This is a genomic window from Mangrovibacter plantisponsor, assembly GCF_003182475.1.
GTDB classification, from domain to species: Bacteria; Pseudomonadota; Gammaproteobacteria; order Enterobacterales; family Enterobacteriaceae; genus Mangrovibacter; species Mangrovibacter plantisponsor.
Genome location: NZ_QGTS01000003.1, coordinates 215,337 through 236,953, shown reverse-complemented (window position 1 = coordinate 236,953; position 21,617 = coordinate 215,337). Strand labels below are relative to the sequence as shown.

Here is a 21,617-nt window from a genome sequence, read left to right as displayed (position 1 = left end):
GAGATGACCCGTTTACTGATTAAGCACTGCCACACCATTATGACCGGTCTGGCTGGTGACCTGGCCCGGCACCGTGGGCACGATATTCTGGTTGAAGACGGCACCATAACAGCGATTGGTGACCTGGATACTCCTGACAACACACCTGTTTTGGATGCTCAGGGCTGTATTGCCTACCCCGGTTGGGTTAACACCCATCATCATTTGTTCCAGTCGCTACTTAAAGGTGAAGTTGGCGGGCTTAACCAAAGCCTTGGCGCATGGCTTGCTGCCACGCCTTACCGTTACCGGGCTGCGTTCGATGAACAGACGTTTCGTATTGCCGCCCGTGTTGGCCTGGTTGAGTTACTGCGTTCCGGGTGCACTACGGTGGCCGATCACCACTACCTGTACTGGCCCGGCATGCCCTTTGACAGCGCCGATATTCTGTTTGAAGAAGCCAGTGCGTTAGGGATCCGTTTTGTGTTATGCCGGGGCGGAGCCACACAAACACGTGGTCTTGAGGAGAATTTACCTCAGGCGTTGCGCCCGGAAAAATTTGATAGCTGGATGGCAGATATGCAGCGGCTTACCAGCCGTTATCACCAGGCAAGCGAGACAGCCATGCGCCAGGTGGTCATGGCCCCAACCAGCTCGCTGCACTCCACTACCCCGGAACAATTGCGCGAATGTGCAGATCTTGCTCGCCGCTGTGGAATTCGCCTGCACAGCCACCTGTCTGAAACGGTGGATTACCTTGATGCCGCACGGGGTAAGTTCGCCATGACGCCGGTTGAGTTTTGTGCGGAATATGGCTGGACCGGCCCGGATGTCTGGTTCGCGCATCTGGTGAAGTTGTTGCCGGAAGAAATTGCCCTGTTGGGGGCAACCGGTACAGGTATTGCGCATTGCCCGCAAAGTAATGGGCGCCTTGGCAGTGGCATTGCCGATATTATTGGCCTTGAGCAGGCAGGTGTGAAAATTTCGCTGGGCGTGGACGGTGCCGGTTCAAACGAAGCGGCAGATATGATTAGTGAAACCCATGCAGCCTGGTTAATGCAGCGCGCACGCAAAGGAATGCTGGCAACCCCGCGCTATGATGGCGGCCAGTGGGAAGGTGGCGGTGACGCAGCAACGGTTGAAGACGTTATCCGCTGGGGAACATCAGGGGGAGCGGCTGTGCTGGGGCTCAATGGCACCGGTTCACTGGCCCCGGGTATGGCGGCAGATATCGCGCTGTATCAACTGGATGACCCACGTTACTTTGGGTTGCACGACCCGGCAATTGCGCCAGTTGCCAGTGGCGGGAGGCCATCTTTGCGGGCATTACTGTGCGCTGGCCGGGTGATTATGGAAAACGACACGCTTGCGGGTGTTGACCTGGCCCAACTTGGGCGTGACGCCGCCAGTGCAGTGCTACAGCTACAAATCCGGGCCGGGCTGCGCCGCTAATTCACAATTACACTGCTTATATCAACGGGCCGGCAATGCTCAGCAGCAATGAACATTGCCGGTTTACCTGACTTATCTGCGTGTGTTTTCTGACATAAAACTTTATTCAACTCACAAAAAATTAACATTGTCGAAAATTTTTTTACTTACCGGTTGTTTTTAAGTCTTTCTTAATCATGGCTGCGTACTGTTTGCTCATCGGCACTGATTGCGGAGAACAGACAGATGGATTCAGCCATGCCCTGGCAACTTACCTGGTCTTCGTCACGGACAGATGAAGCACAACTGCGCCAGTTTATCCAACTGGCCTATCATCGTGAATTTGGCGCACAGATCCCTTCGTTTCTCCCCTGGTTACTGGGAATTTATGATAAGCAGGGGCAGTTGTGCGCGGCATGTGGTGTACAGCCTGCGCAAGATTCTGTGTTATTCCTTGAACAATATCTGGATGAGCCAGTAGAAACACGGCTTTCCACGCTGTCTGCTCAGCCCATCTCCCGTAATGGCATCATTGAAATAGGTAATTTTGCAGCAAGTAATGGCGCGGCAGCCCGGGTGATGTTTGCTGGCGTTTGCCTGTTGCTGTCTGCCTGGGGCTTCAGCCATATTGCTTTCACTGGCACCCATAAGATTCGCAATATTTTTTCCCGTTTACGTATGCAACCCGTCGCTCTGGGTCAGGCCCTCGCCTCGCGCCTGACCCAGCCGGACACCAATTGGGGCAGTTATTACCAGAACAAGCCCATGGTAATGGCAGGTGAACTGGCCCATGGCATGGATGTATTACGCCACCAGTCAATGCTACTGACTCTGTTCCGTGAATTACCCCCCGCCCCATGGTTTGATGAAAAGGAGCGTAATCATGCTTAGTTCAGCTCTTGAATCCCTCGCTCTGAATTACCCGAGTCAACCTGCGGTAAATGGCCTTGCTGGCCCGGTTACCTGGCGTGAATTAAACGACCATGTTTGCCGGATGGCGACCATTCTGACTCAAAACAACATTCGCCGCCTGGCGGTGGAACTGGATAACGGCCTGCCGTGGGTTATTGCGGACCTGGCCTGCCTGAAAGCCGGTGTTGTGATGATTCCGGTTCCACTATTTTTTAGTGAGCAACAGAAAGACTGGTTGCTACTGAGCAGCAGCGCAGATGCCCGCCTGGCAACCAGTGGTAAAGAGAGCTGGCACACACTGGACTGCCCCAATGGCATTTTGCAGCAACGCCGGGTGGATGTCCCGGTACCACTGGCACACGACACAGTAAAAATCACCTTCACGTCTGGCACTACCGGGGAGCCCAAAGGTGTCTGCCTGCGTGAGAAAGGCATTAATTTCACCACGCAGGCCCTGGCAAAACGCCTTGCTCCTCTGGGCATAGAACGCCACCTGGTGGTATTGCCCTTCGCTACCTTACTGGAAAATTTATGTGGCCTGTACCTGCCACTCACCCTCGGTGTTGAAACCGTAGTGTTGCCCCTGGCTGAAGTTGGATTTCGCGGTTCCAGTGAGTTCGACCTGGAGCAATTCATTACCACGCTGACCAACTGGCAGCCACAAAGCCTGATTCTGGTTCCTGAATTACTCCGCCTGCTGTTATTAGCCGCGCAGCGCAGCCCTGAAGCTGTTCGCAGCCTGAAATTTGTGGCGGTGGGCGGTGGCAAAGTCCCCCCGGCGCTGCTACTCCAGGCGCGTAAGTTTGGGTTGCCGGTATACGAAGGGTATGGCTTGTCCGAATGTGGCTCCGTTGTGGCGCTGAATGTTCCAGGTGAAGACAAACCCGGCACAGTTGGGAAACCCCTTGAAGGGCTGGAACTCCAGGTTGATGCTAACGACGTGCTGCATGTCAGTGGGCCGGTTGCGATGGCAGGTTATCTGGGCCACTCCGATTCAGGTAATGCTATTGATACCGGCGATATCGCCCGTGTTGATGATCAGGGTTTTCTTGCCATTGAAGGCCGCCACAAGCATATCCAAATTACTGCCTTTGGCCGCAATTTTTCCCCGGAATGGGTGGAATCTGAAGCGATGCTTTGCCCGGCGGTGTTGCGGCTGGTGGTGTACGGTGAAGGTTTAACCCGTAATGTTGCACTGGTTCATTGCCTGCCCGGGCACGAAGAACAGGCACGGGCTCAACTGGATGCCCTTAACGAAAGGCTGCCGGATTACGTGCGTATCGGGCCGCTGATATTCACTGATGAAATAGCAAAACCCCCGTTTGTTACCCCTAACGGACGACTACGACGACGGGCTGTTTACCACCATTTTTTTTGCTAATAACCCACTTTCTCAGGCGGAGACTAACCATGGCATTTTATCAACAGCTCGTTGCCCAGACTGACAGCGCCAGGCGGCAGATGCTGAACAGCGTCATTATTGACCGCTGCAGCAAAGGACAGGTAACACGCAACGCATATTGTTACTTTCTTACCCAGGCTTACCACCATGTTCGCCATACCGTACCGTTGTTAATGGCAGCCGGTAGCCGCCTTGATAATGACCATGAACCGGTGCGTGCCGCGATTGTGGAATATATCCGGGAGGAATATGGGCACCATGAGTGGATCCTGAACGATCTGCGTACTTGTGGGGGGGATGCGCTGGCCGCCCAGCATAATGGCCCTGGTCGGGCAATCAGCCTGATGGTGCCGTGGCTGTATTACCAGATTGAGCACCATAACCCGATGGCGATTTTTGGCATGGTTCATGTGCTGGAAGGTACCAGTGTCAGTATTGCCACTGCAGTAGCAAAACAGCTTAAAAAAAATCTCGAGTTACCAGACAACGCATTCAGCTACCTGAATTCCCATGGCGAGCTGGATAAATCCCATGTGGAGTTTTTTATCCGTCTGATGGATGAGGTGACGCATCCACAGGATCAGGCGGCGATTATTCATGCTGCGCAAATGGTTTACCAGTTGTATGCAGAAATGTTGGCAGAAGTTGCCGGAGTTTACTGATGAAACTGACGGACAAACGCGTGTTACTGACCGGTGCAAGTGGAGGAATTGGCCAGGCGCTGGCTTTTGAACTCGCTTCACTGGGAGCCAGACTGATTCTGGTTGGGCGTAATGGCCCGGCAATGAATGAACTGGTTAAGCGCCTGCCTGCGCCGGAAAATCACCAGGTTATGACTGTTAAAAACTACAGCCATGATGAGATTAGCCAGTTGCGAGAACTACTGCAGTATGAACCCCGGCTGGATGTGCTCATCAACAACGCAGGTACTCAGTGCTTCCGCTGGCTGGAAAAACAGTCGTTTGGCGATATTCATGCTCAACTCTATGCCAACACAGAAGTGCCGATTTTGCTCACCCGGGTACTACTGGACAGGTTTAATGCCGAAGGCATGGTGGTTAACGTCGGGTCTATCATGGGCGATATCGGCTATCCTGGCTACAGCCTGTACTGCGCCAGTAAATTCGCGTTGCGCGGGTTCAGTGAGGCTTTGAGCCGGGAACTGGCAGACACCGGTATTCGTGTTGTGTATGTCGCTCCCCGCGCCACCGATACGCCACTGAACAGCGAAGCCATGGTTGAAATGAACCGGTTGCTCGGTAATAAGAGCGATTCACCGCAATGGGTAGCCAGCCAGATAATCGCCGCTATGCATAAACGGCGTTCGCGAACCCGCCTTGGCTTTCCTGAACGGTTCTTTGTGAAGATCAATGCCTTGATACCCGCGCTGGTTGACAACGCGCTAATACGCAAACTGGCAATCATTGAGCAATTTGCCCGGGCCAGCCTGACTCCAGGAGCAAAAAAATCATGAAACATCGTGTTTATATTACGGGTTCACTGCTACTGACCCTGCTACCCACTGTAGCGCTTGCGGCTTCGACGCTTGCCAGTGTTCAGCAGCAATGGTCTGTTTGCCAGTACGCGACGTTGTCGGCACAGAAAAAAAACTGCCTCAAAGCGCTAAGCCAGGAGGTGCATGCGCAGGTGTCCGGGCAGCAAAACAAAAATGCCGACTGGCTGATTTGGTCTGGTATTGTTGACAGCACTCTGGCTGGTGAAGAAGGCGGCCTGACCGGGCTGGGTCTGGTGAAACAGGCACGCCAGGCGCTGGAGGACTCACTTAAACTCGACCCTCAGGCGTTATCCGGCTCCGCATGGACAAGCCTTGGTGTTTTATATTACCAGGTGCCAGGCTGGCCAATCGGTTTTGGTGATAAGGACAAGGCCCGGGAATACCTTAACAAAGCTCTGGCACTTAATCCTGATGGCATCGATTCTAATTACTTTTATGGCGATTTTTTATTGAACACAGGTAATAAAGCTGAAGCCAGACGCTATCTGGAAAAAGCTCTCAAAGCACCAGCCCGGCCCGGCAGAGAGCTGGCAGATAATGGCCGGCGCAAAGAGATAGAGCACGACCTGACACAGCTCGAACCGTGAGTGGCAGATTGCCACTTCGTGCTTTTAACTTGCATGCTGTCTGGCAGACTTAAAGCTGCCACTGATATTCTGAGCAGGAATCTGACCGGTTAACGGACACCTTAACCGGTTTTTATGACGATGTCGCAGTTTGACTAAGGACTCTTGCAATGACTATCGACCAGATTGTTCGTAAGCGCTATACCAGCAAAGCTTATGATGGCAGCCGTAAGTTGACACAGGAACAACAGCAACAATTGCTGGATGTACTGCGTTTTGCCCCTTCTTCAGTTAACTCACAGCCCTGGCACTTTTATGCAATAACGTCAGACGAAGCAAAGCAACAGATAATTCCGGCGGTGAGTGAACCCAATGCCGCAAAAATCCAGAATGCTGCTTTGGTAGTGGTTTTTGCAACCCGCACAGCCATTGATGATGCCCACCTGAACGCAGTTCTTGAACAAGAACAGCAGGATGGCCGCTTCATCAATAATGATGCCCGCGAAGGTATGGATAAAGGCCGCCGTTATTTTGTTGGCCTGAACAGTACATCGGCAGAAAAACAACGCGAGTGGATGGCACGCCAGGCCTATATCGCGCTGGGTTTCTTGCTGCTGAGCGCAGCATCAATGGGGCTTGATGCCACACCAATCGAAGGTTTCACAGCAGCCAAAATGGATGATGTGCTGGGCCTCGCAGAAAAAGGCCAGACCAGTGTGGTTGTTGCTACAGTTGGTTATCGCAGTGATGCAGATTTTAATGCGAAATTACCGAAATCACGCCTCGGCGAAGACGAAGTAATTACCCTGCTCTAACCCGCTCCGGGCCTGGTTCTCAGGCCCGCTTTTCTTGCTATAAACCCCACTTATTTGGTGACAATGTCACGCATTAGACATGCAATCTTATTGAATAAATATAAGCCAAACTTATAAAATTCTTACTTCTATGTTTTGCTTCATTAATGAATTGAGGGTAGGATTCTTCGTCATTTTTACACCCTTTCAGTCTAATAAATCCTAATGAAGGGGCAATAACGGCGAACAATTCACCAGAAAGGCAAACGTTTGTCTCTGGTGAGTCAGAAGCCAGGCTTATCGTTAATTAAAGTATTACAGACAGGATTGAGCAGGCATGAAAGCAACATCAAAACAGGCAGCAGAGCAACACGCTGCAAAACGCCGCTGGCTGAATTCACATGAAGCTGGCTATCACAAAGCGATGGGCAACCGCCAGGTGCAGATGATTGCCATTGGCGGTGCGATTGGCACCGGGCTGTTTTTAGGTGCTGGTGCGCGCCTTCAGGCCGCGGGCCCCGCACTGGCACTGGTGTATTTAGTGTGCGGTATTTTTTCCTTCTTTATTCTGCGCGCACTGGGTGAGTTAGTGTTGCATCGCCCTTCCAGTGGTAGTTTTGTCTCCTATGCCCGTGAATTTCTCGGTGAGAAAGCGTCTTATGTCGCAGGCTGGATGTATTTTGTGAACTGGGCGATGACCGGCATTGTTGATATCACGGCTGTCGCCTTGTATATGCATTACTGGGGCGCGTTTGGCGATGTTCCTCAATGGCTTTTTGCTCTGGCGGCTCTGGGTATTGTCGGCACCATGAACATGATTGGCGTGAAGTGGTTCGCCGAGATGGAGTTTTGGTTTGCTCTGATTAAAGTGCTGGCGATTGTCCTGTTCCTGGTGGTTGGGGTGGTCTTCCTTGGCAGCGGTAAACCGCTTGATGGCGGCGCTACAGGCTTCCATCTGATCACAGACAATGGTGGGATGTTCCCCCACGGTTTATTACCTGCACTGGTGCTGGTTCAGGGTGTAGTGTTTGCCTTTGCCTCTATTGAACTGGTGGGAACCGCGGCGGGTGAATGTAAAGACCCGGAAACCATGGTGCCAAAAGCTATCAATAGCGTTATCTGGCGTATTGGTCTGTTCTATGTCGGTTCGGTGTTGCTGCTGGTGCTGCTGTTACCCTGGAATGCTTACCAGGCCGGGCAGAGTCCATTTGTGACCTTCTTTTCTAAACTGGGTGTGCCTTATGTAGGCAGTATCATGAATATCGTGGTGCTGACGGCAGCGCTTTCCAGCCTGAACTCTGGCCTGTATTCCACCGGGCGTATTCTGCGCTCTATGTCGATGGGCGGCTCTGCACCGCAGTTTATGTCACGGATGAGTAAGCACCACGTTCCTTTCGCGGGTATTTTGGTGACACTGTGTGTGTACGTTGTCGGCGTTTTCCTGAACTATTTAGTGCCTTCTCAAGTTTTTGAAATTGTACTGAACGTGGCATCGCTGGGGATTATTTCCAGTTGGGCATTTATTGTGGTTTGCCAGATGAAACTTCGCCAGGCCATTAAGCAAGGCAAAGCTAAAGACGTGAGCTTCAAACTGCCGGGTGCCCCTTTCACATCCTGGCTGACTCTGCTGTTTTTATTCAGTGTGCTGGTGCTTATGGCGTTTGATTACCCTAACGGCACCTGGACTATCGCGTCGATTCCGTTAATTGCAGTGTTACTGGTTGCGGGCTGGTACGGTGTTCGTCACCGTGTACACCAGATTCACAGTGAGCTGGATTTTGATGCTGAGCCAAAGGCTGATAAAACCGCTGAGTCTGCGCCACAAACGCTTGTACGTGACGCCGAGTAATACTCTGGTGTAATCGGTATGTCATTGCCAGGGAAGGCACTGACAAATAAAAGCGCGTTTCCCCTCACCCTGTAGTGTTTGCTGTGTAAAAACACCCTTCCCGGTTTTTCTCCTGCGATACCACTCTTCCTGGCAAGCTATGCCCTGAAAACCGCACTGGCACAGTGCTATAGCACGTAATGGCTAACTATTTCCTCTTTTCATGTATTTACAAAACATTTACTATGCATTCACAATTGTTATGTAATTACCCATTGAAGTAACAGGCTATTTATGAAAATTTATTCTGCCAGACAGCTCGCTTGCTCTGTCTTGCTGATCCCCGCGAGTGTTATCCCTCAGGCTGCAATAGCTGAACAAACCACCAATAACAGTGACGCTTCTTCAACCATGATTGTCACTGCCACACCGCTCACTCCTTCAGAACTGGATACCCCAGCGGCGGTTACAGTGGTTAATGGTGAGGATATTCGCCATGCCAAACCCCGGATAAACCTTTCTGAAAGCCTGGGTGAAGTCCCTGGTCTGCAAATCCTCAACCGGCAGAATTATGCACAGGATTTACAGCTGTCAATTCGTGGTTTTGGCGCACGCTCTACCTACGGTGTACGTGGCCTGCGAATTTATGAAGACGGTATCCCTTCAACTATGCCAGATGGTGAAGGCCAGACTTCAAATATTGATTTAAGCAGCGTGGGCAGCATTACTGTTTTGCGTGGCCCGTTTTCAGCACTCTATGGCAGTTCTTCTGGCGGCGTTATTGATATTCAGAGCCAAAAAGGGAAACAGCCCCCTGAGATTGAAGCCAGCAGCTACTACGGCAGTTATGGAACCTGGCGTTATGGCCTGAAAGCCTCAGGCGCAACGGGTGATGGTACCCACAGTGGCGATGTTGATTACACCATTTCAACTCAGCGCATGACCACCAAAGGCTACCGTGACCATAGCGGTGCGCGTAAAAACCTGGCCAATGCCCGGCTTGGCGTGCGCCTTAATGATGTCAGCAAACTGACGTTATTGTTTAACAGCGTGGATATTAAAGCCAATGACCCGGGCGGACTGAGCCGGTCGGAATGGCGCAGTGATCCTCGCCAGTCCCCGCGGGGCGACCAGTACAACACCCGCAAGACCGTCAAACAAACCCAGGCAGGGCTGCGTTATGACAGGCAACTGAGCCTGAATGACGACCTGAGTGTCATGATGTATGCCGGGCAACGGGATATGACGCAGTACCAGTCCATTCCTTATACACCGCAACTGAAGCCCACACACGCAGGCGGTGTTATTGATTTAACCCGCGAATACCAGGGCATTGACACCCGCTGGACACACCGTGGTGATGCCGGGCCAGTTCCCTTCAGTGTAACGACCGGGCTGGATTACGAGAACATGCAGGAACACCGGAAAGGATACGAAAATTTCCATATGGTGGATGGCTCTGCGGTTTATGGCGAGAAAGGTGCACTGCGGCGCGACGAACGTAACCTGATGTGGAACCTTGACCCGTATCTCCAGACGCACTGGCAATTGCTCGACAAGCTCAGTCTGGATGCGGGGCTGCGCTATAGTAATGTCTGGTTTGATTCCAACGATCACTATATTACTGCTGATAACGGTGATGGTAGCGGTGATACCAATTACCATAAATGGCTGCCGGTTGGCTCACTTAATTACGCCGTCACAGATGCATGGAATGTTTATTTGTCTGCTGGCCGTGGGTTTGAAACACCCACTATCACGGAACTTTCTTACCGTAATGATGATGCACCTGGGCTGAATTTAAACCTGAAGCCATCAACCAGTAATACCGTTGAACTGGGCAGTAAAACGCGTATTGGTTATGGGTTACTCAGTGCTGCCATTTTCCAGACTGACACCGATAATGAAATTGTGGTGGACAGTAGCTCTGGCGGCCGTACCACCTATAAAAATGCCGGTGAAACACGCCGTCGCGGTGTTGAACTGGGGCTTGATGAACAATTTGCGGATAACTGGAAACTGAAACTTGCCTGGACCTGGCTTGATGCCACCTACCAGTCAAATGTGTGCAGTGACAGTAACTGTAATGGTAACCGTATTCCGGGAATCGCCCGTAATAATGCCTGGGCTTCTTTGGGCTGGGAGCCGGAAGATGGCTGGTATGCCAGTGGCGATATTCATTACCTGAGCAGTATTATGGCAGACGATGAAAACACCGCCAAAGCGCCCTCCTGGACTACTGTCGGGCTAACAAGCGGCTACAAATTCCGTTACAGCAACATGCTGGTTGATGCATATACTCGCGTCGATAACCTGTTTGATAAAGAGTATGTGGGTTCAGTGATTGTCAACGAGAGTAACGGGCGCTATTACGAACCGGCTCCTGGCCGTAATTATGGTGTTGGTTTGTCCGTCACCTGGCAATTTCAGTAAATTTTAAACGTAGTGCAAACATGGGTGGTAAGTAACTCTTACCACCCATGTTTTTTATGTCGTAAAAACAGGCTGTATTATTTCACAACTGCGTTGTTATGTTTTGCGTGTTATTTCGCCGCAAGACTTTTATGACTGAGCCTCAGCATTAAAAAAATGGGTCATTGCCAGTTGGTTGCTGTGCTCTATTGCTAAAACCAGTTCATCCTGTGCCCTGGCAACATCTTTCTTTTTTATCGCTTCCAGCAGTGCATCGTAACTGTGGCGGTGCTGAGTAATATGTTCAGGCACCTGGCGCAGAAAATGAAAACAAGGGCCAACACGGATCCACAACTGCTCTATCATTCCCAGTAGTAGTGGCAATTGGGCTTGTTCATATAAAGCAAAACGAAACTCGCGCTGTGCCTGAAGAGCACTGTGGGCATCACCTTTATCGCGGGCTGTATTAAACATCTCACTAAGCTCAGCCAGTTGTGCCATATTTCCCAGCGGCTGGTGCTCAATCAGGCTCTGAATCGCCACCCCTTCTAACTCCTTACGAATCAGGGCGATTTCATCGAATTGTGACCGGGTGATTTTAGGCACAGTAAATGCCTGTGCCGGTGCAATACATAACGCACCTTCCGCGACCAGGCGTAATACAGCCTCGCGTACCGGGGTAATACTGACATGCATTTCTTCTGCAATATCACGCGTATTCAGACGCTCGCCGGGTGCCATTTGGGCAGCAATAAGCGCGTGTTTAAGACGTAACTCAACCTGCATGGTTAAACTCAGGTGTTGTGCATTGTGCAAATCCAGCATCATTCCCTCCCTGTTATGGACACATAAAAAACCCTCCCGGGCCAATAGAGCGCGGGATGGAACACGTATTGCGTGAGTGTCTAAATAAAATAAACAGCCAAAAAGCGTATTTTTAATCGTTATAAATATGAGTAACTTAATAAATCATACTATAACGGCATTGAGTGTGGATGACTTTAGGAACAATACGCAATTTCACTTTTTTTAAGTCAAATTATTACAATTTTCAGGAGGGTAGATTTAACCTGACAACAATATATATACAGGACTTGTCTGATTCGTTGCGAAATTCGCAATCATTTGGCGGCCCTAACTCAAGGCAGTCACCCTGCTCCATTTCATGGCGAACATTACCTTCAACAAAAACTAATGCACCTTGCTGTACCCAAATTAACTGACGTGCAAGTGCATATGCCGCAGCAGGCATTGGCACATGCTGGCGAGCAGGTAATTCAACCTGCACCAGGTCAACAGGCATGTCGCTGCGTGGTGAAAGATGGCGTCTGATGTAGCTAGTTTGGGGATCCTGCCACACGGGTTGTTGCCCATAGCGGAGTAAACGCCCGGATGTCATTTCCGCACGGGCAATTAGGGTGGACATACTTATGCCCAACGCCCCGGAGAGCCTTGCCAGCAGAGTTGCCGTCGGGCTGCTTTCGCCCCGCTCTATCTTATGAATCATAGCCCGAGAAACCCCGGCTTTTTCCGCCAGTTCACTGACAGACCAGCCATGAGATTCACGTTCTATTCGAATCCGTTGACAGATTCGTTGATTTAAACCGTCTATTATATTATTCATATAGTCCATTATAGTGACACTTTTGAAAAATATCACCAGGAGTGATGTATGCACATTCGTCAGGGGACAGAGGCAGACTGCGAGGCGATTGCCGAGATTTACAATCACGCAGTAAAACATACCGCAGCAATCTGGAACGACAAAACAGTAGATACAGAAAACCGGGTTAACTGGTTGCGTCAGCGCCAGGATAAGGGGTTCCCGGTGCGGGTCGCTGAGGAAAATGGTGCTGTTATCGGTTACGCATCATATGGGGACTGGCGGTCTTTTGATGGCTTTCGCCACAGTGTTGAACATTCTGTATATGTTCACCCCAGCCATAGCAGAAAAGGTATCGGGCGTGCGCTATTAGCGGATTTGGTTGATGTTGCCCGCGATAAAGGCGTGCATGTCATGGTTGCAGCGATTGAATCGCAGAACATGGCATCACTCCACCTCCATGAACAACTCGGTTTTGTGGTGACCGGGCAAATGCCGCAGGTGGGCACTAAATTTGGCCGTTGGCTGGATTTAACCTTTATGCAATTGCAACTGGATACCCGCACTGACCCGGACAGCCGCCCATGAGTAACCCGCTTACCCTGCTCTGCCTGGTGCTGGCAGGCGTTGGGTTAGTTATTCAGAACACTTTGATGGTGCGTATAACGCAGTCCTCCTCGAGTGTACTGATTGCCATGCTACTTAATTCACTGGTAGGTATTGTGCTGTTTTGCGCTTTTCTGCTTGCCCGCAATGGTACTGGTGGTTTTGTTGAACTGGCACGCAGCATCCACTGGTGGACTGTTATTCCGGGGTTACTGGGTTCATTTTTTGTTTTTGCCAGCATTCAGGGTTACCAGTTTCTGGGTGCTGCAACCACCATTGCAGTGCTGGTTGCCAGCCAGCTTATTGGTGGCCTGGTGATGGATATTATGCGCAGTGGTGGTGTTGGTTTTCGGGCATTAGTCAGCCCATTATGTGGTGCCATTTTGCTGATTATTGGTGCCTGGCTGGTTGCACGTCGCGAATTCTGAATTTAAGGCCTGCGTGAATTTCTCCACAGATTCTTCATTTTTTAGCCGTGGCATTCTGGCAAAGTGCCCTTCCTGCACATCGTGTTCAGGGTTGTATGAGAAGGTTGCTATGAAAAAGTGTGTAATGGTTTTATGTGCAGCACTGGCAATTGCCAGTCTGTCTGGTTGTGTACCCTGGTGGGGGCCTGGCCCCGGCGGGCATGGCGGGCATGGCGGAGGTGGCGGCCCGGGAATGATGATGGGTGGCGGCCCACGCGGTTAAACGTTTTACTCGGTGAACGGGTAATACAGAGTAAAAAACGTCTTCGCAAGGAGACGTTTTTTATTGTAGCTACGGCTGTTTATGCACCGGGATTTCACCACCCTCACGTAAATGTGCAACCCGTTCGTCTGGCGACTCCTGGTCTTCTTTATGGCGCTGGCCATGGTGGGCAATGGTGATACGCAGCCGTTGTTGCTGCTCATACCTGAATTCACGCGTCAATTCGGCGTTATTGCTCAACTCAACCAGTAATTCATTCATTGGAATGATTTGATTAGAACGAATCGCCTCGTCCACCTGGGCAATGATGGTTTCCTGATTTGACATGCTCACCTCCTGTTTTAAATATAAGAATGCCCGGCTCAGCCGGCAACTGCATTATCTGCCTGCCCCCGGGCATAGTGTGTGGCAAAACGTTGCAGTATTTGCGCACTCCATGGTGTCTGGCTGATTCCGGTTTCTAATTCAGCCTGTTGTTGCACTGGCATAGCGTGTTTATTGGCCCGGTAGCGGATAATTTCCCGCATTATCTGCCCTGAGAATTCCGGATGAAATTGCACAGACAAAGCCTCCGGTGAGTAACGAATTATCTGGTGTGAGTCATGGGCTGATGAGCCCAGTACTTCGGCCCCGGGAGGTGGTGCCAGCACACTTTGTTCATGGGTCAGAAAAGCGTCAAATGATTCTGGAAATGAGCCTAATAACGGGTCTGTTCCCGGACGGGGGGCACACCATACGGTTTTCTGCCCGATTTCCGGCCCTTCTGGGTGGTAACCCACTTCGCCACCTAATGCCCATGACATCAATTGATGGCCATAACAAATCCCCAACAACGGCACCCGATTGTCCATCAGCATCCGCACCCAGGCGCCCGTTGCGTCGCTCCAGGGTTCATGATCCGTCACCATTGACCATGAACCGCTAATCACCACCGCACTCAGCTCATGTGCCGCAGGCAATGTTTCACCCAAAAATGGCCGCACCACCCTTACCGGGCACGAGGGGCCAAGAGCCTGCGCAAACCAGGCAGCCTGGTCGCCAATGGATTCCTGTAAAACTGCCGGGGGATAGCCCATTTGCACAACCAACAGCGGGCGCGATGAGACCATGGTTTGCTCCTTTTTTGATACAACAGCTGCCTGTTAGCCTGATGCTTACCTGTTAGTATTTCTGTTTGTCATTTTTTTTGCGGCTCGTCAAGCAGTTAGCAGAAAAGTGAAAGCGCTTTTTCTGGTTTAGTCAAGAAAAAGCCACTGTATTAATAGCGCGATGATTTGCCCATTTTGCCCTCTCTTCTACCGTTTAGCTTCCCTAAGTGCAATTTATAGTAAAAACGTGAAGATAGCTTTTGAGACCAACACTGTGGCAAAAACACTATTACGAAGCGGTTTTCTTGATGATTTTCTGGCCCTTGGCGAGAACGGCCAGCCTGTGTTTGATTCCGCGCGGCAAATTCGAGAAACCTTGCGTTTGCGTCGCCTGCAGGTTGTTGCAGACAGCCTGGCTATCCCCCAACTTAATGATGATGGTGACCGGGTAGACTGGTATGCCAGCTTTTCGGGAAAAGTCACCACATGGAGCGGTGCCAGCGACAGCCAGCGCAAACAAGCATTAAAAACGCTGGAAAAGTACGTTGATAACATCACCACTCTGAGCCAGCGCTGTTTGCAGTCCGGGAATGCTTCGATTCAGTTATTTGGCGCATTGCTGGCAAAGGCTGTGCATTTCCCAGGAGCAAACCATTTATTTCTGGTTGATGATAAACCTGTAATTACTTTTTGGGGATTCCTGCAACTGAATCAGGATATGCAGGACGATGTTCTGCAGTGTTTGCGCCACCAGGAGCCTGTTGTACCGGTGGTGATACCTGAACCAGAGCCTGAAGAACCTGAACCGCTGGTCAGCCAACCCGCAATCAGCTCGCCTGACGAACCATTACTGTACAGCAAACCAAAACAGGCGGCTCCCAATGTGGAAACATTGAATGCTGTCTACGCGGAAGATTCGGATACACCTGAAGAAGCACCTGTGGCGCCAGCCGCGCCTGCCCCTGTAATAGCCAAAAAACGGCCAGTGTGGCTTTTGCCTGCCGCCGCAGCCGTGGCAGTCGCGATTGCCGCACCTGCAGTTTGGTGGGGTATGAGCCAGCACAGTGCCCCCGTTCAGGCCAGCGCTGTGCAACCTGTGCAACCCGTTGCTCCCAAAGTGGCTATAGCTCCGCTACCCATGACACTGCCTGTTGCCAGTGCAACCGTTGTGGCACCTCCGCCACCTCCTCCGCCACAGCAAGAGATTAAGCCAGTAGCACCGCCGAAAAATGCTCTGGAAATGCCGGTAACAGATGTGCGGATGGGCACCACCCGTTTCCTTAATGGTAACTGGCGAGTGGTGGTAAAACCACTGAATGGGCTGGATGTGCCCGAGGTGATGCATTACCAGATCCAAAAAAATAAAGGGACCGTGCGCTTTAACCCCGAGAAAAATGTGACCTGCCGGGCGGAGATCTTTTCTGGTTTGCTGAAAACTGGTCAGTTGATGATTAAACCCCGTGGTAGCGCGCGGTGCAGTAATGGCAGCCGTTATCCCATGCCGGAAATTGCCTGTGAACAGGGTGAAAACAACTTCGCTGTTTGTAGCGCAAACTACAGCGAGCACCCGGCAACGCCTGTAACGTTAATTAAAGTGAGTAAGTAACCCATGCTGGCACCCCTGAGTGATTACAAACAAAGCGTCACGCTGATTCAGAATAGCGGTGTGCAGTTTCTGGATTTTGGCGTAACGCCTTTTGATATGCCCAACCAGGGCTGTTTCGTCCGTAAAACAGCAAACGGGCCGTTACTGCGCCTTGATTACGATATTATTCCTGGGAAATACAGCTTGCCCACTCTCGATGCCAGTGCTCCTGAAGTGGTTAAACCGGAAGTGACCCAACCACTCAGCCAGTCACTGCAAATGATGGATGGCGTATGGTTGCCCCTTCCTTTCCTGCGCTTCAACCCGCCCCGCACTTTTGTGGGTGGCCCGGATAACTGGGCTCGTATTCAGATTCGCCAACTGGCAGCGCCAGACAGCAAAGGCAATACCCACCGTATTGTTGTCGCTTTTGATACTCAACTGGCAGAAGATGAACATCTTGGCGGCCTGGCGCCGCTGCAAAGTGATGTGCGTAATGGCACGCGCTTTACTCTGGCCTGGCAGAATCAGGATGTGGCGGAATTTCTGGACCAAACCTGGGTCGATGGCTGGTTGCGTGAAGTTTTCACCCAGTACGCTACTCGCGAACAAGGGCGTAGCGAAGAAGATATTGCACGTTCGATGAAGTTGTTTGAGTACCAGGCTCACTGGATGAATGTGCTCACCCTGCTTAGCTCGCTCAACATTCCTGAAGTGAAAATTGTTGGTGAAACCCTGCAAACGCCGGCGATCCCGGTCGATTTGGTACTGGATGTAGGTAATACCCATACCTGCGGCGTATTGATTGAAGACCATGGCCCAACAAACGACGGTTTACGCCAGACAATGGCCCTACAGATTCGTAATTTAAGCGAGCCGCAGTACCTGAATGCCCTGATGTTTACCAGCCGGATGGAGTTTAATGAAGCGCGGTTTGGTAAAACCCACTTCTCTGTCGAGAGTGGTCGTGATGAAGCGTTTATGTGGCCTGCTATTGTGCGCGTAGGCGATGAAGCGCGTAACCTGGCAATAGCACGCCGTGGTACCGAGGGCAACAGTGGCATCTCCAGCCCGCGCCGTTACCTGTGGGATGAAACACCAGGTAATGAAGAGTGGCGTTTTAGCCAGTTTAATACCCATACCCAGCGTGAGCCTCTGGCAACCGCCTGGCCGTTAATGAACCTGATGAATGATGAGGGGCAACCACTGTATCAGTTGCCGCCAGATGAACGCCTGCCGGTGTTTTCCCCCCATTACACGCGTAGCTCATTAATGATGCATATGCTGTGTGAGCTGCTGATGCAGGCGCTGGCACAGATTAATAGTGTTTCCAGCCGCCTGGCTCAGGGCTACCCCACTTCACCTCGCCAGTTAAGAACACTGATTTTGACGTTACCATCGGCAATGCCGAAACAAGAGAAAGCCATTTTCCGCCAGAGAATGGAAGATGCGATTGCGGTTATCTGGAAAGCGCTGGGCTGGCATCCGGCCGACGACGATTTTTCCCGCCCGGCAGAGCGCCAGCGCACTGTTGTTCCGGTGCCGGCAATTCACCTTGACTGGGATGAAGCCAGTTGTGGTCAGCTAGTCTGGTTATATAACGAAGCCGTGATGAAATTTGCCGGTAAAACGGATCAGTTTTTCTCCACATTGGCCCGTAAAGACCGCCTGGCAGACGATGAACAACCGGGCCGGGCAATTCGTGTGGCAACCATTGATATTGGTGGCGGCACAACCGATATGGCAATTACCCGCTATCAACTGGATGAAGGTACTGGCAGCAACGTAAAAATCGCCCCGACATTACTGTTCCGAGAAGGGTTTAAAATTGCCGGTGATGATATTCTGCTCGATGTAATTCAACTGGCTATTTTACCCGCGCTTGAGCAGGCTTTTCAGCAAGCCGGGGTGGTAGACGCATCTGGCCTTATGGGGCATTTGTTTGGTGAATCCGGGCGGATGGACACCCAGGGGATTTTGCGCCAGCAAGCTGCTTTGCAACTGTTTATGCCATTGGGGCACAAATTATTGAGCGCCTGGGAAGAACAGGACTCCAGTGACCCACAATCCGGGCTTTACAGTACTTTCGGCGATTTGCTGACAACTGCGCCGGGTGAAAATGTTCTCCAGTACATTAATAAAGCCGTACAAGGGGCATTACCTCCGCAGAGTGACGGGTTCAACCTGATGGCCGTACCTCTTGATGTACCTTTCGCCATGCTTCATGACGCCTTAATGACGGGCAAATTCCGCATAACCGCGCCATTGCATGCATTGTGTGAAGCGGTATCGCACTATTGCTGTGACGTATTATTAATCACCGGCAGGCCTGGTTGCCTGCCTGGGGTTCAGGCACTTATTCGTTACCTGCAACCCGTGCCTGTTAACCGCCTGGTGTGGCTGGAAAACTACCCGGTTCATGAATGGTACCCGTTCAGTGAACAAGGGCGAATTGGCAACCCTAAATCCACTGCGGCCATTGGCGCGATGCTGTGCAGCCTGGCGCTGGACCTGCGGCTACCGGGTTTTAACTTCAAGGCTGCGGATATCAAGGCCTACTCGACCATTCGCCACCTGGGTGTTCTGGACAGCAACAACATGTTGAGTGAAGAAAATGTTTGGTATCAGGATATTGACCTGGATAACCCGGGCGAGAAACTGGCTACTAAGGTAAGTTTCCCCTTGCGCGGAAACGTGACGCTGGGTTTCCGGCAACTGGATAACGCCCGCTGGCCTGCCACGCCGCTGTATACCTTATCGATTGACGATGCCGGGCTGTCCCGCGCCATTGCTGGTGATGGTGTACTGAATGTTCGCCTGCAGCTCCAGACTCACGGTGGTGATACCCCGTTGTCGTTTGAACTGGCAGACGCCTGGTTACAGGACGGGCGCAAAGTGCCGTTGTCGCAGTTAAGCCTGAAACTCAATACGCTGGCTTACCGGCAAAACAGCGCAAATTATTACTGGATTGATAGCGGGAGCGTCTACGCATGAGCCGTAAAATAACCACTGCGGATACGCTGGCCGCACTGATTAACTGGGTTGAGAAGTACCGTGCGCAGGCCAGTATACTGGATGAAGATGGTGACCGTTTGTGCCAGCATGTTCAGGCAAAACAATTCAGGCTGAACCAGCTCGAACAGTCTCTTGAATCCCCGCCAACACTGGGGCTTTACGGCCAGGGCCATGAAGCAAAATCATGGCTGTTACGTACTCTGACTGACAGCCCGGATGGGCGCGTACAGGTTAGTGCTCAGGGGCGGAGTATTGATTACTTAAGCCATATACAACCCGGGCATACTTCAGCAACCATGGCCGTGCGTTTCACTGCGCAACCGCAAACCACCGCCAAAGGCTACCCGGTTACTTTACGTTTGCTGAGTGAAATAGCGTTAGTTGCGCTGTTTATGAGCCACTATCACCATCAGCCAGGCGTGCAGGCATTGCCATCTGCCCGCCTGCAAAACCGGTTACAGCAGGCAGCCTTGCGCCGCCAACCGGGGATACAAACTAACGTGAATCCGCAAGAAGTTAGTTTACTGGCCCGCCACTGGGCACAACTTCCGGCACGTAAAACCTGGCAAATTGATGAAGCTGACTGGTTCCGGATAGCCCGGTTGTTGCCAGAGCTGGGTCTTGATGACCGCCAGAGCCTGTATAGTTTGTTTTGGGGAGATAACCCGGAGCTGACCACTCAATGGCGTACTCTGGCCGACGCACTGGCACGGCTTAATGGCGCACAAACTGTTTGTGCGCCACTGGATCTTCTGGTGGATGCCTTCTCACTGCCAACTGAGAATTTTCTTTGCCCGGCCGAATTCGCCATCGACCATGACCAGGGTGATGTGATTGTTTGCCCGGTGCAGCTTAACCGGGTTGAAGGCCAGGTCTGTATCGCACTCTCTTCCCTGGCGCTGCTGTGTTATGAAGTGGTGTTTACCCTGGCGGCTGCGCCAGCGCTGGATGGCGTTGATCTGTTGGATCTCCCGCCTTATGGCGCGCCAGAGTCATTACAAAAAACCCGAGCGCTGATACTACCGGATTTATATGCATGGCAGGCTAGCCCTGATTTACTGCTGATTAACCAGGCGGTTTCTTCCCGCCAGGACATTTATCCAGTTAGCCAGTTACTAAAACGCTGGCAACAGGCCACACAGGCCGTGGCTGAAAATGGCGATAATCTGCCCGGTATGGCCTGGGTTATTACACCATTTGACGGTCGCCAAAACGGGCAAACCCCACTTGATGACGGGTTGCAACGGTTGTGCGGGAAACCCGGTGTTGACTGGGGAACATTGCAGGCGCTGGATGAACATAACCTGTCGCGCCTTAAACGCTGGCTGCAGGATGCGCTGACTCAGGAACGCCATCAGTCACGCCTGGCAGCACTGACTGCCCGGTTGCGTGCAGAAATCTGCTTGCTATTTTCGCCTTATGCAGCAACTGAACAGGCAGACCCGGAACAGGCCAAATCACTGGCCAGCCAACTGGTGCGAACATTACAACGCCAGGCAGAGCATCATGGCGAAATTATCAGTGGGCTGTTACCGCCGACCAGGTTAACTGACAGTTTGAACAACGACCAGAAGCAGCCCGTTCTGAGTACATTACCTATCTTTGATCCTGGCCTTGATTTATTCAGTGATGAACCAGCCCCGGCAGCGGCTGACAATGCTTCGGCACTTCCTGCGGGACAGGTATTATTTCTTCAATGGGTGCGTCATGTTCGCCAGTGGGCAGGGAAACCAGAAACCGTAACCTGCACTGGCATGAGCGCCGACGAGTTGCAGTTGCTGGCTGATATTATTATCACCACCAGCTACCGCACCGGGCTCAGGGAGCAACTGGAGAAACTGTCTACAAATTTAGTGGCAGGTTACGCGGCGCTCGGGGATTTCATTACCTGGCTGGGCTACAGCGAAATGCCGGTTGAACAACGCCCGCAGAGCCGGGTAAACCGCGGTAAAGGTATTTTCGCGCCCCATATACAAAGTGGCGGCGCGGTTCGCCTGACCAGGCTGGGTGAACAACCTGCCCATGCAGCAACGCATTATGTGTATGACTGGTTGGTAGCCTTGTACCAGTGTGCGCTGGACAACCGGGATTATGTTCGCCCCGGCGACCTGAATAAAACACAACGTAAAGCACTGGTCACACTGGTATCGCGGCTCGTGTAGACGAACCCCGTTTCCCTGCACTTGCCGG

General features: G+C 51.7%; 19 protein-coding genes. 15 read left to right on the top strand and 4 right to left on the bottom strand.

The annotated features are described in order from the left end of the window. The first annotated feature begins 3 nt into the window (after positions 1 to 3). From DES37_RS05975 to pqqU, 9 genes are all read left to right on the top strand, one after another. Entirely contained in the window at positions 4 to 1,431 is a 1,428-nt protein-coding gene (locus tag DES37_RS05975; RefSeq protein ID WP_110025193.1) for an amidohydrolase family protein, read from the top strand. 237 nt (positions 1,432 to 1,668) lie between these two features. After that, positions 1,669 to 2,301, top strand: coding sequence for a thermostable hemolysin (locus DES37_RS05970; protein ID WP_170123734.1), 633 nt, complete (start codon positions 1,669 to 1,671; stop codon positions 2,299 to 2,301). Beyond that, complete coding sequence (locus DES37_RS05965; RefSeq protein WP_170123733.1) at positions 2,294 to 3,703, top strand: AMP-binding protein; 1,410 nt, start codon at positions 2,294 to 2,296, stop codon at positions 3,701 to 3,703. Before DES37_RS05970 ends, DES37_RS05965 begins: the two co-directional genes overlap by 8 nt. A gap of 29 nt (positions 3,704 to 3,732) precedes the next feature. After that, positions 3,733 to 4,386, top strand: coding sequence for an iron-containing redox enzyme family protein (locus DES37_RS05960; protein WP_110025190.1), 654 nt, complete (start codon positions 3,733 to 3,735; stop codon positions 4,384 to 4,386). Beyond that, a complete protein-coding gene (locus tag DES37_RS05955) occupies positions 4,386 to 5,198 on the top strand; it encodes an SDR family oxidoreductase (protein ID WP_110025189.1) in 813 nt (270 codons plus the stop codon). Before DES37_RS05960 ends, DES37_RS05955 begins: the two co-directional genes overlap by 1 nt. Further along, positions 5,195 to 5,827, top strand: a complete 633-nt coding sequence (locus tag DES37_RS05950; protein WP_110025188.1) for a tetratricopeptide repeat protein — start codon at positions 5,195 to 5,197, stop codon at positions 5,825 to 5,827. The genes DES37_RS05955 and DES37_RS05950 overlap by 4 nt, the downstream gene beginning before the upstream one ends. Before the next feature lie 149 nt (positions 5,828 to 5,976). Continuing rightward, positions 5,977 to 6,621: an oxygen-insensitive NAD(P)H nitroreductase gene (gene nfsB, locus DES37_RS05945; protein ID WP_110025187.1), complete on the top strand. Its 645-nt coding sequence runs from the start codon at positions 5,977 to 5,979 to the stop codon at positions 6,619 to 6,621. Between the two features lie 316 nt (positions 6,622 to 6,937). Then, complete coding sequence (gene ansP, locus DES37_RS05940; RefSeq protein WP_110025186.1) at positions 6,938 to 8,449, top strand: L-asparagine permease; 1,512 nt, start codon at positions 6,938 to 6,940, stop codon at positions 8,447 to 8,449. Between the two features lie 273 nt (positions 8,450 to 8,722). Next, positions 8,723 to 10,861 carry a TonB-dependent receptor PqqU gene (gene pqqU, locus DES37_RS05935; protein ID WP_110025185.1) on the top strand — a complete coding sequence of 713 codons (2,139 nt, stop codon included), beginning with the start codon at positions 8,723 to 8,725 and terminating at the stop codon, positions 10,859 to 10,861. A gap of 129 nt (positions 10,862 to 10,990) precedes the next feature. Here pqqU and DES37_RS05930 read toward each other — a convergent pair whose 3' ends face one another. Further along, positions 10,991 to 11,668, bottom strand: a complete 678-nt coding sequence (locus tag DES37_RS05930) for an FCD domain-containing protein (RefSeq protein WP_110025184.1) — start codon at positions 11,666 to 11,668, stop codon at positions 10,991 to 10,993. A 223-nt stretch (positions 11,669 to 11,891) separates the two neighbouring features. Continuing rightward, on the bottom strand, positions 11,892 to 12,464 hold the full coding sequence (locus DES37_RS05925; protein ID WP_110025321.1) for an XRE family transcriptional regulator: 573 nt from the start codon (positions 12,462 to 12,464) through the stop codon (positions 11,892 to 11,894). Between the two features lie 48 nt (positions 12,465 to 12,512). Here DES37_RS05925 and DES37_RS05920 point away from each other — a divergent pair, with 48 nt between their 5' ends. From DES37_RS05920 to DES37_RS25605, 3 genes are all read left to right on the top strand, one after another. Further along, on the top strand, positions 12,513 to 13,031 hold the full coding sequence (locus tag DES37_RS05920; RefSeq protein WP_110025183.1) for a GNAT family N-acetyltransferase: 519 nt from the start codon (positions 12,513 to 12,515) through the stop codon (positions 13,029 to 13,031). Then, complete coding sequence (locus DES37_RS05915) at positions 13,028 to 13,477, top strand: DMT family transporter (protein WP_036113073.1); 450 nt, start codon at positions 13,028 to 13,030, stop codon at positions 13,475 to 13,477. The genes DES37_RS05920 and DES37_RS05915 overlap by 4 nt, the downstream gene beginning before the upstream one ends. Before the next feature lie 109 nt (positions 13,478 to 13,586). Continuing rightward, positions 13,587 to 13,739, top strand: a complete 153-nt coding sequence (locus DES37_RS25605) for a hypothetical protein (protein ID WP_170123732.1) — start codon at positions 13,587 to 13,589, stop codon at positions 13,737 to 13,739. 69 nt (positions 13,740 to 13,808) lie between these two features. Here DES37_RS25605 and DES37_RS05910 read toward each other — a convergent pair whose 3' ends face one another. Both DES37_RS05910 and DES37_RS05905 read right to left on the bottom strand, forming a co-directional pair. Then, positions 13,809 to 14,066: a DUF2526 family protein gene (locus DES37_RS05910; RefSeq protein WP_036113070.1), complete on the bottom strand. Its 258-nt coding sequence runs from the start codon at positions 14,064 to 14,066 to the stop codon at positions 13,809 to 13,811. Positions 14,067 to 14,101: 35 nt separating this feature from the next. Continuing rightward, positions 14,102 to 14,848 (bottom strand): glutamine amidotransferase, encoded by a 747-nt coding sequence (locus DES37_RS05905; RefSeq protein ID WP_110025182.1) that lies wholly within the window; start codon positions 14,846 to 14,848, stop codon positions 14,102 to 14,104. Positions 14,849 to 15,101: 253 nt separating this feature from the next. Here DES37_RS05905 and DES37_RS05900 point away from each other — a divergent pair, with 253 nt between their 5' ends. Genes DES37_RS05900 through DES37_RS05890 form a run of 3 tightly spaced genes read left to right on the top strand, consistent with a single transcriptional unit; the run spans position 15,102 to position 21,589 of the window. Further along, positions 15,102 to 16,433: an SrfA family protein gene (locus tag DES37_RS05900; protein WP_110025181.1), complete on the top strand. Its 1,332-nt coding sequence runs from the start codon at positions 15,102 to 15,104 to the stop codon at positions 16,431 to 16,433. A 3-nt stretch (positions 16,434 to 16,436) separates the two neighbouring features. Further along, positions 16,437 to 19,406 (top strand): virulence factor SrfB, encoded by a 2,970-nt coding sequence (locus tag DES37_RS05895; RefSeq protein WP_110025180.1) that lies wholly within the window; start codon positions 16,437 to 16,439, stop codon positions 19,404 to 19,406. Then, a complete protein-coding gene (locus tag DES37_RS05890; protein ID WP_110025179.1) occupies positions 19,403 to 21,589 on the top strand; it encodes a virulence factor SrfC family protein in 2,187 nt (728 codons plus the stop codon). The genes DES37_RS05895 and DES37_RS05890 overlap by 4 nt, the downstream gene beginning before the upstream one ends. Positions 21,590 to 21,617: the final 28 nt, after the last annotated feature.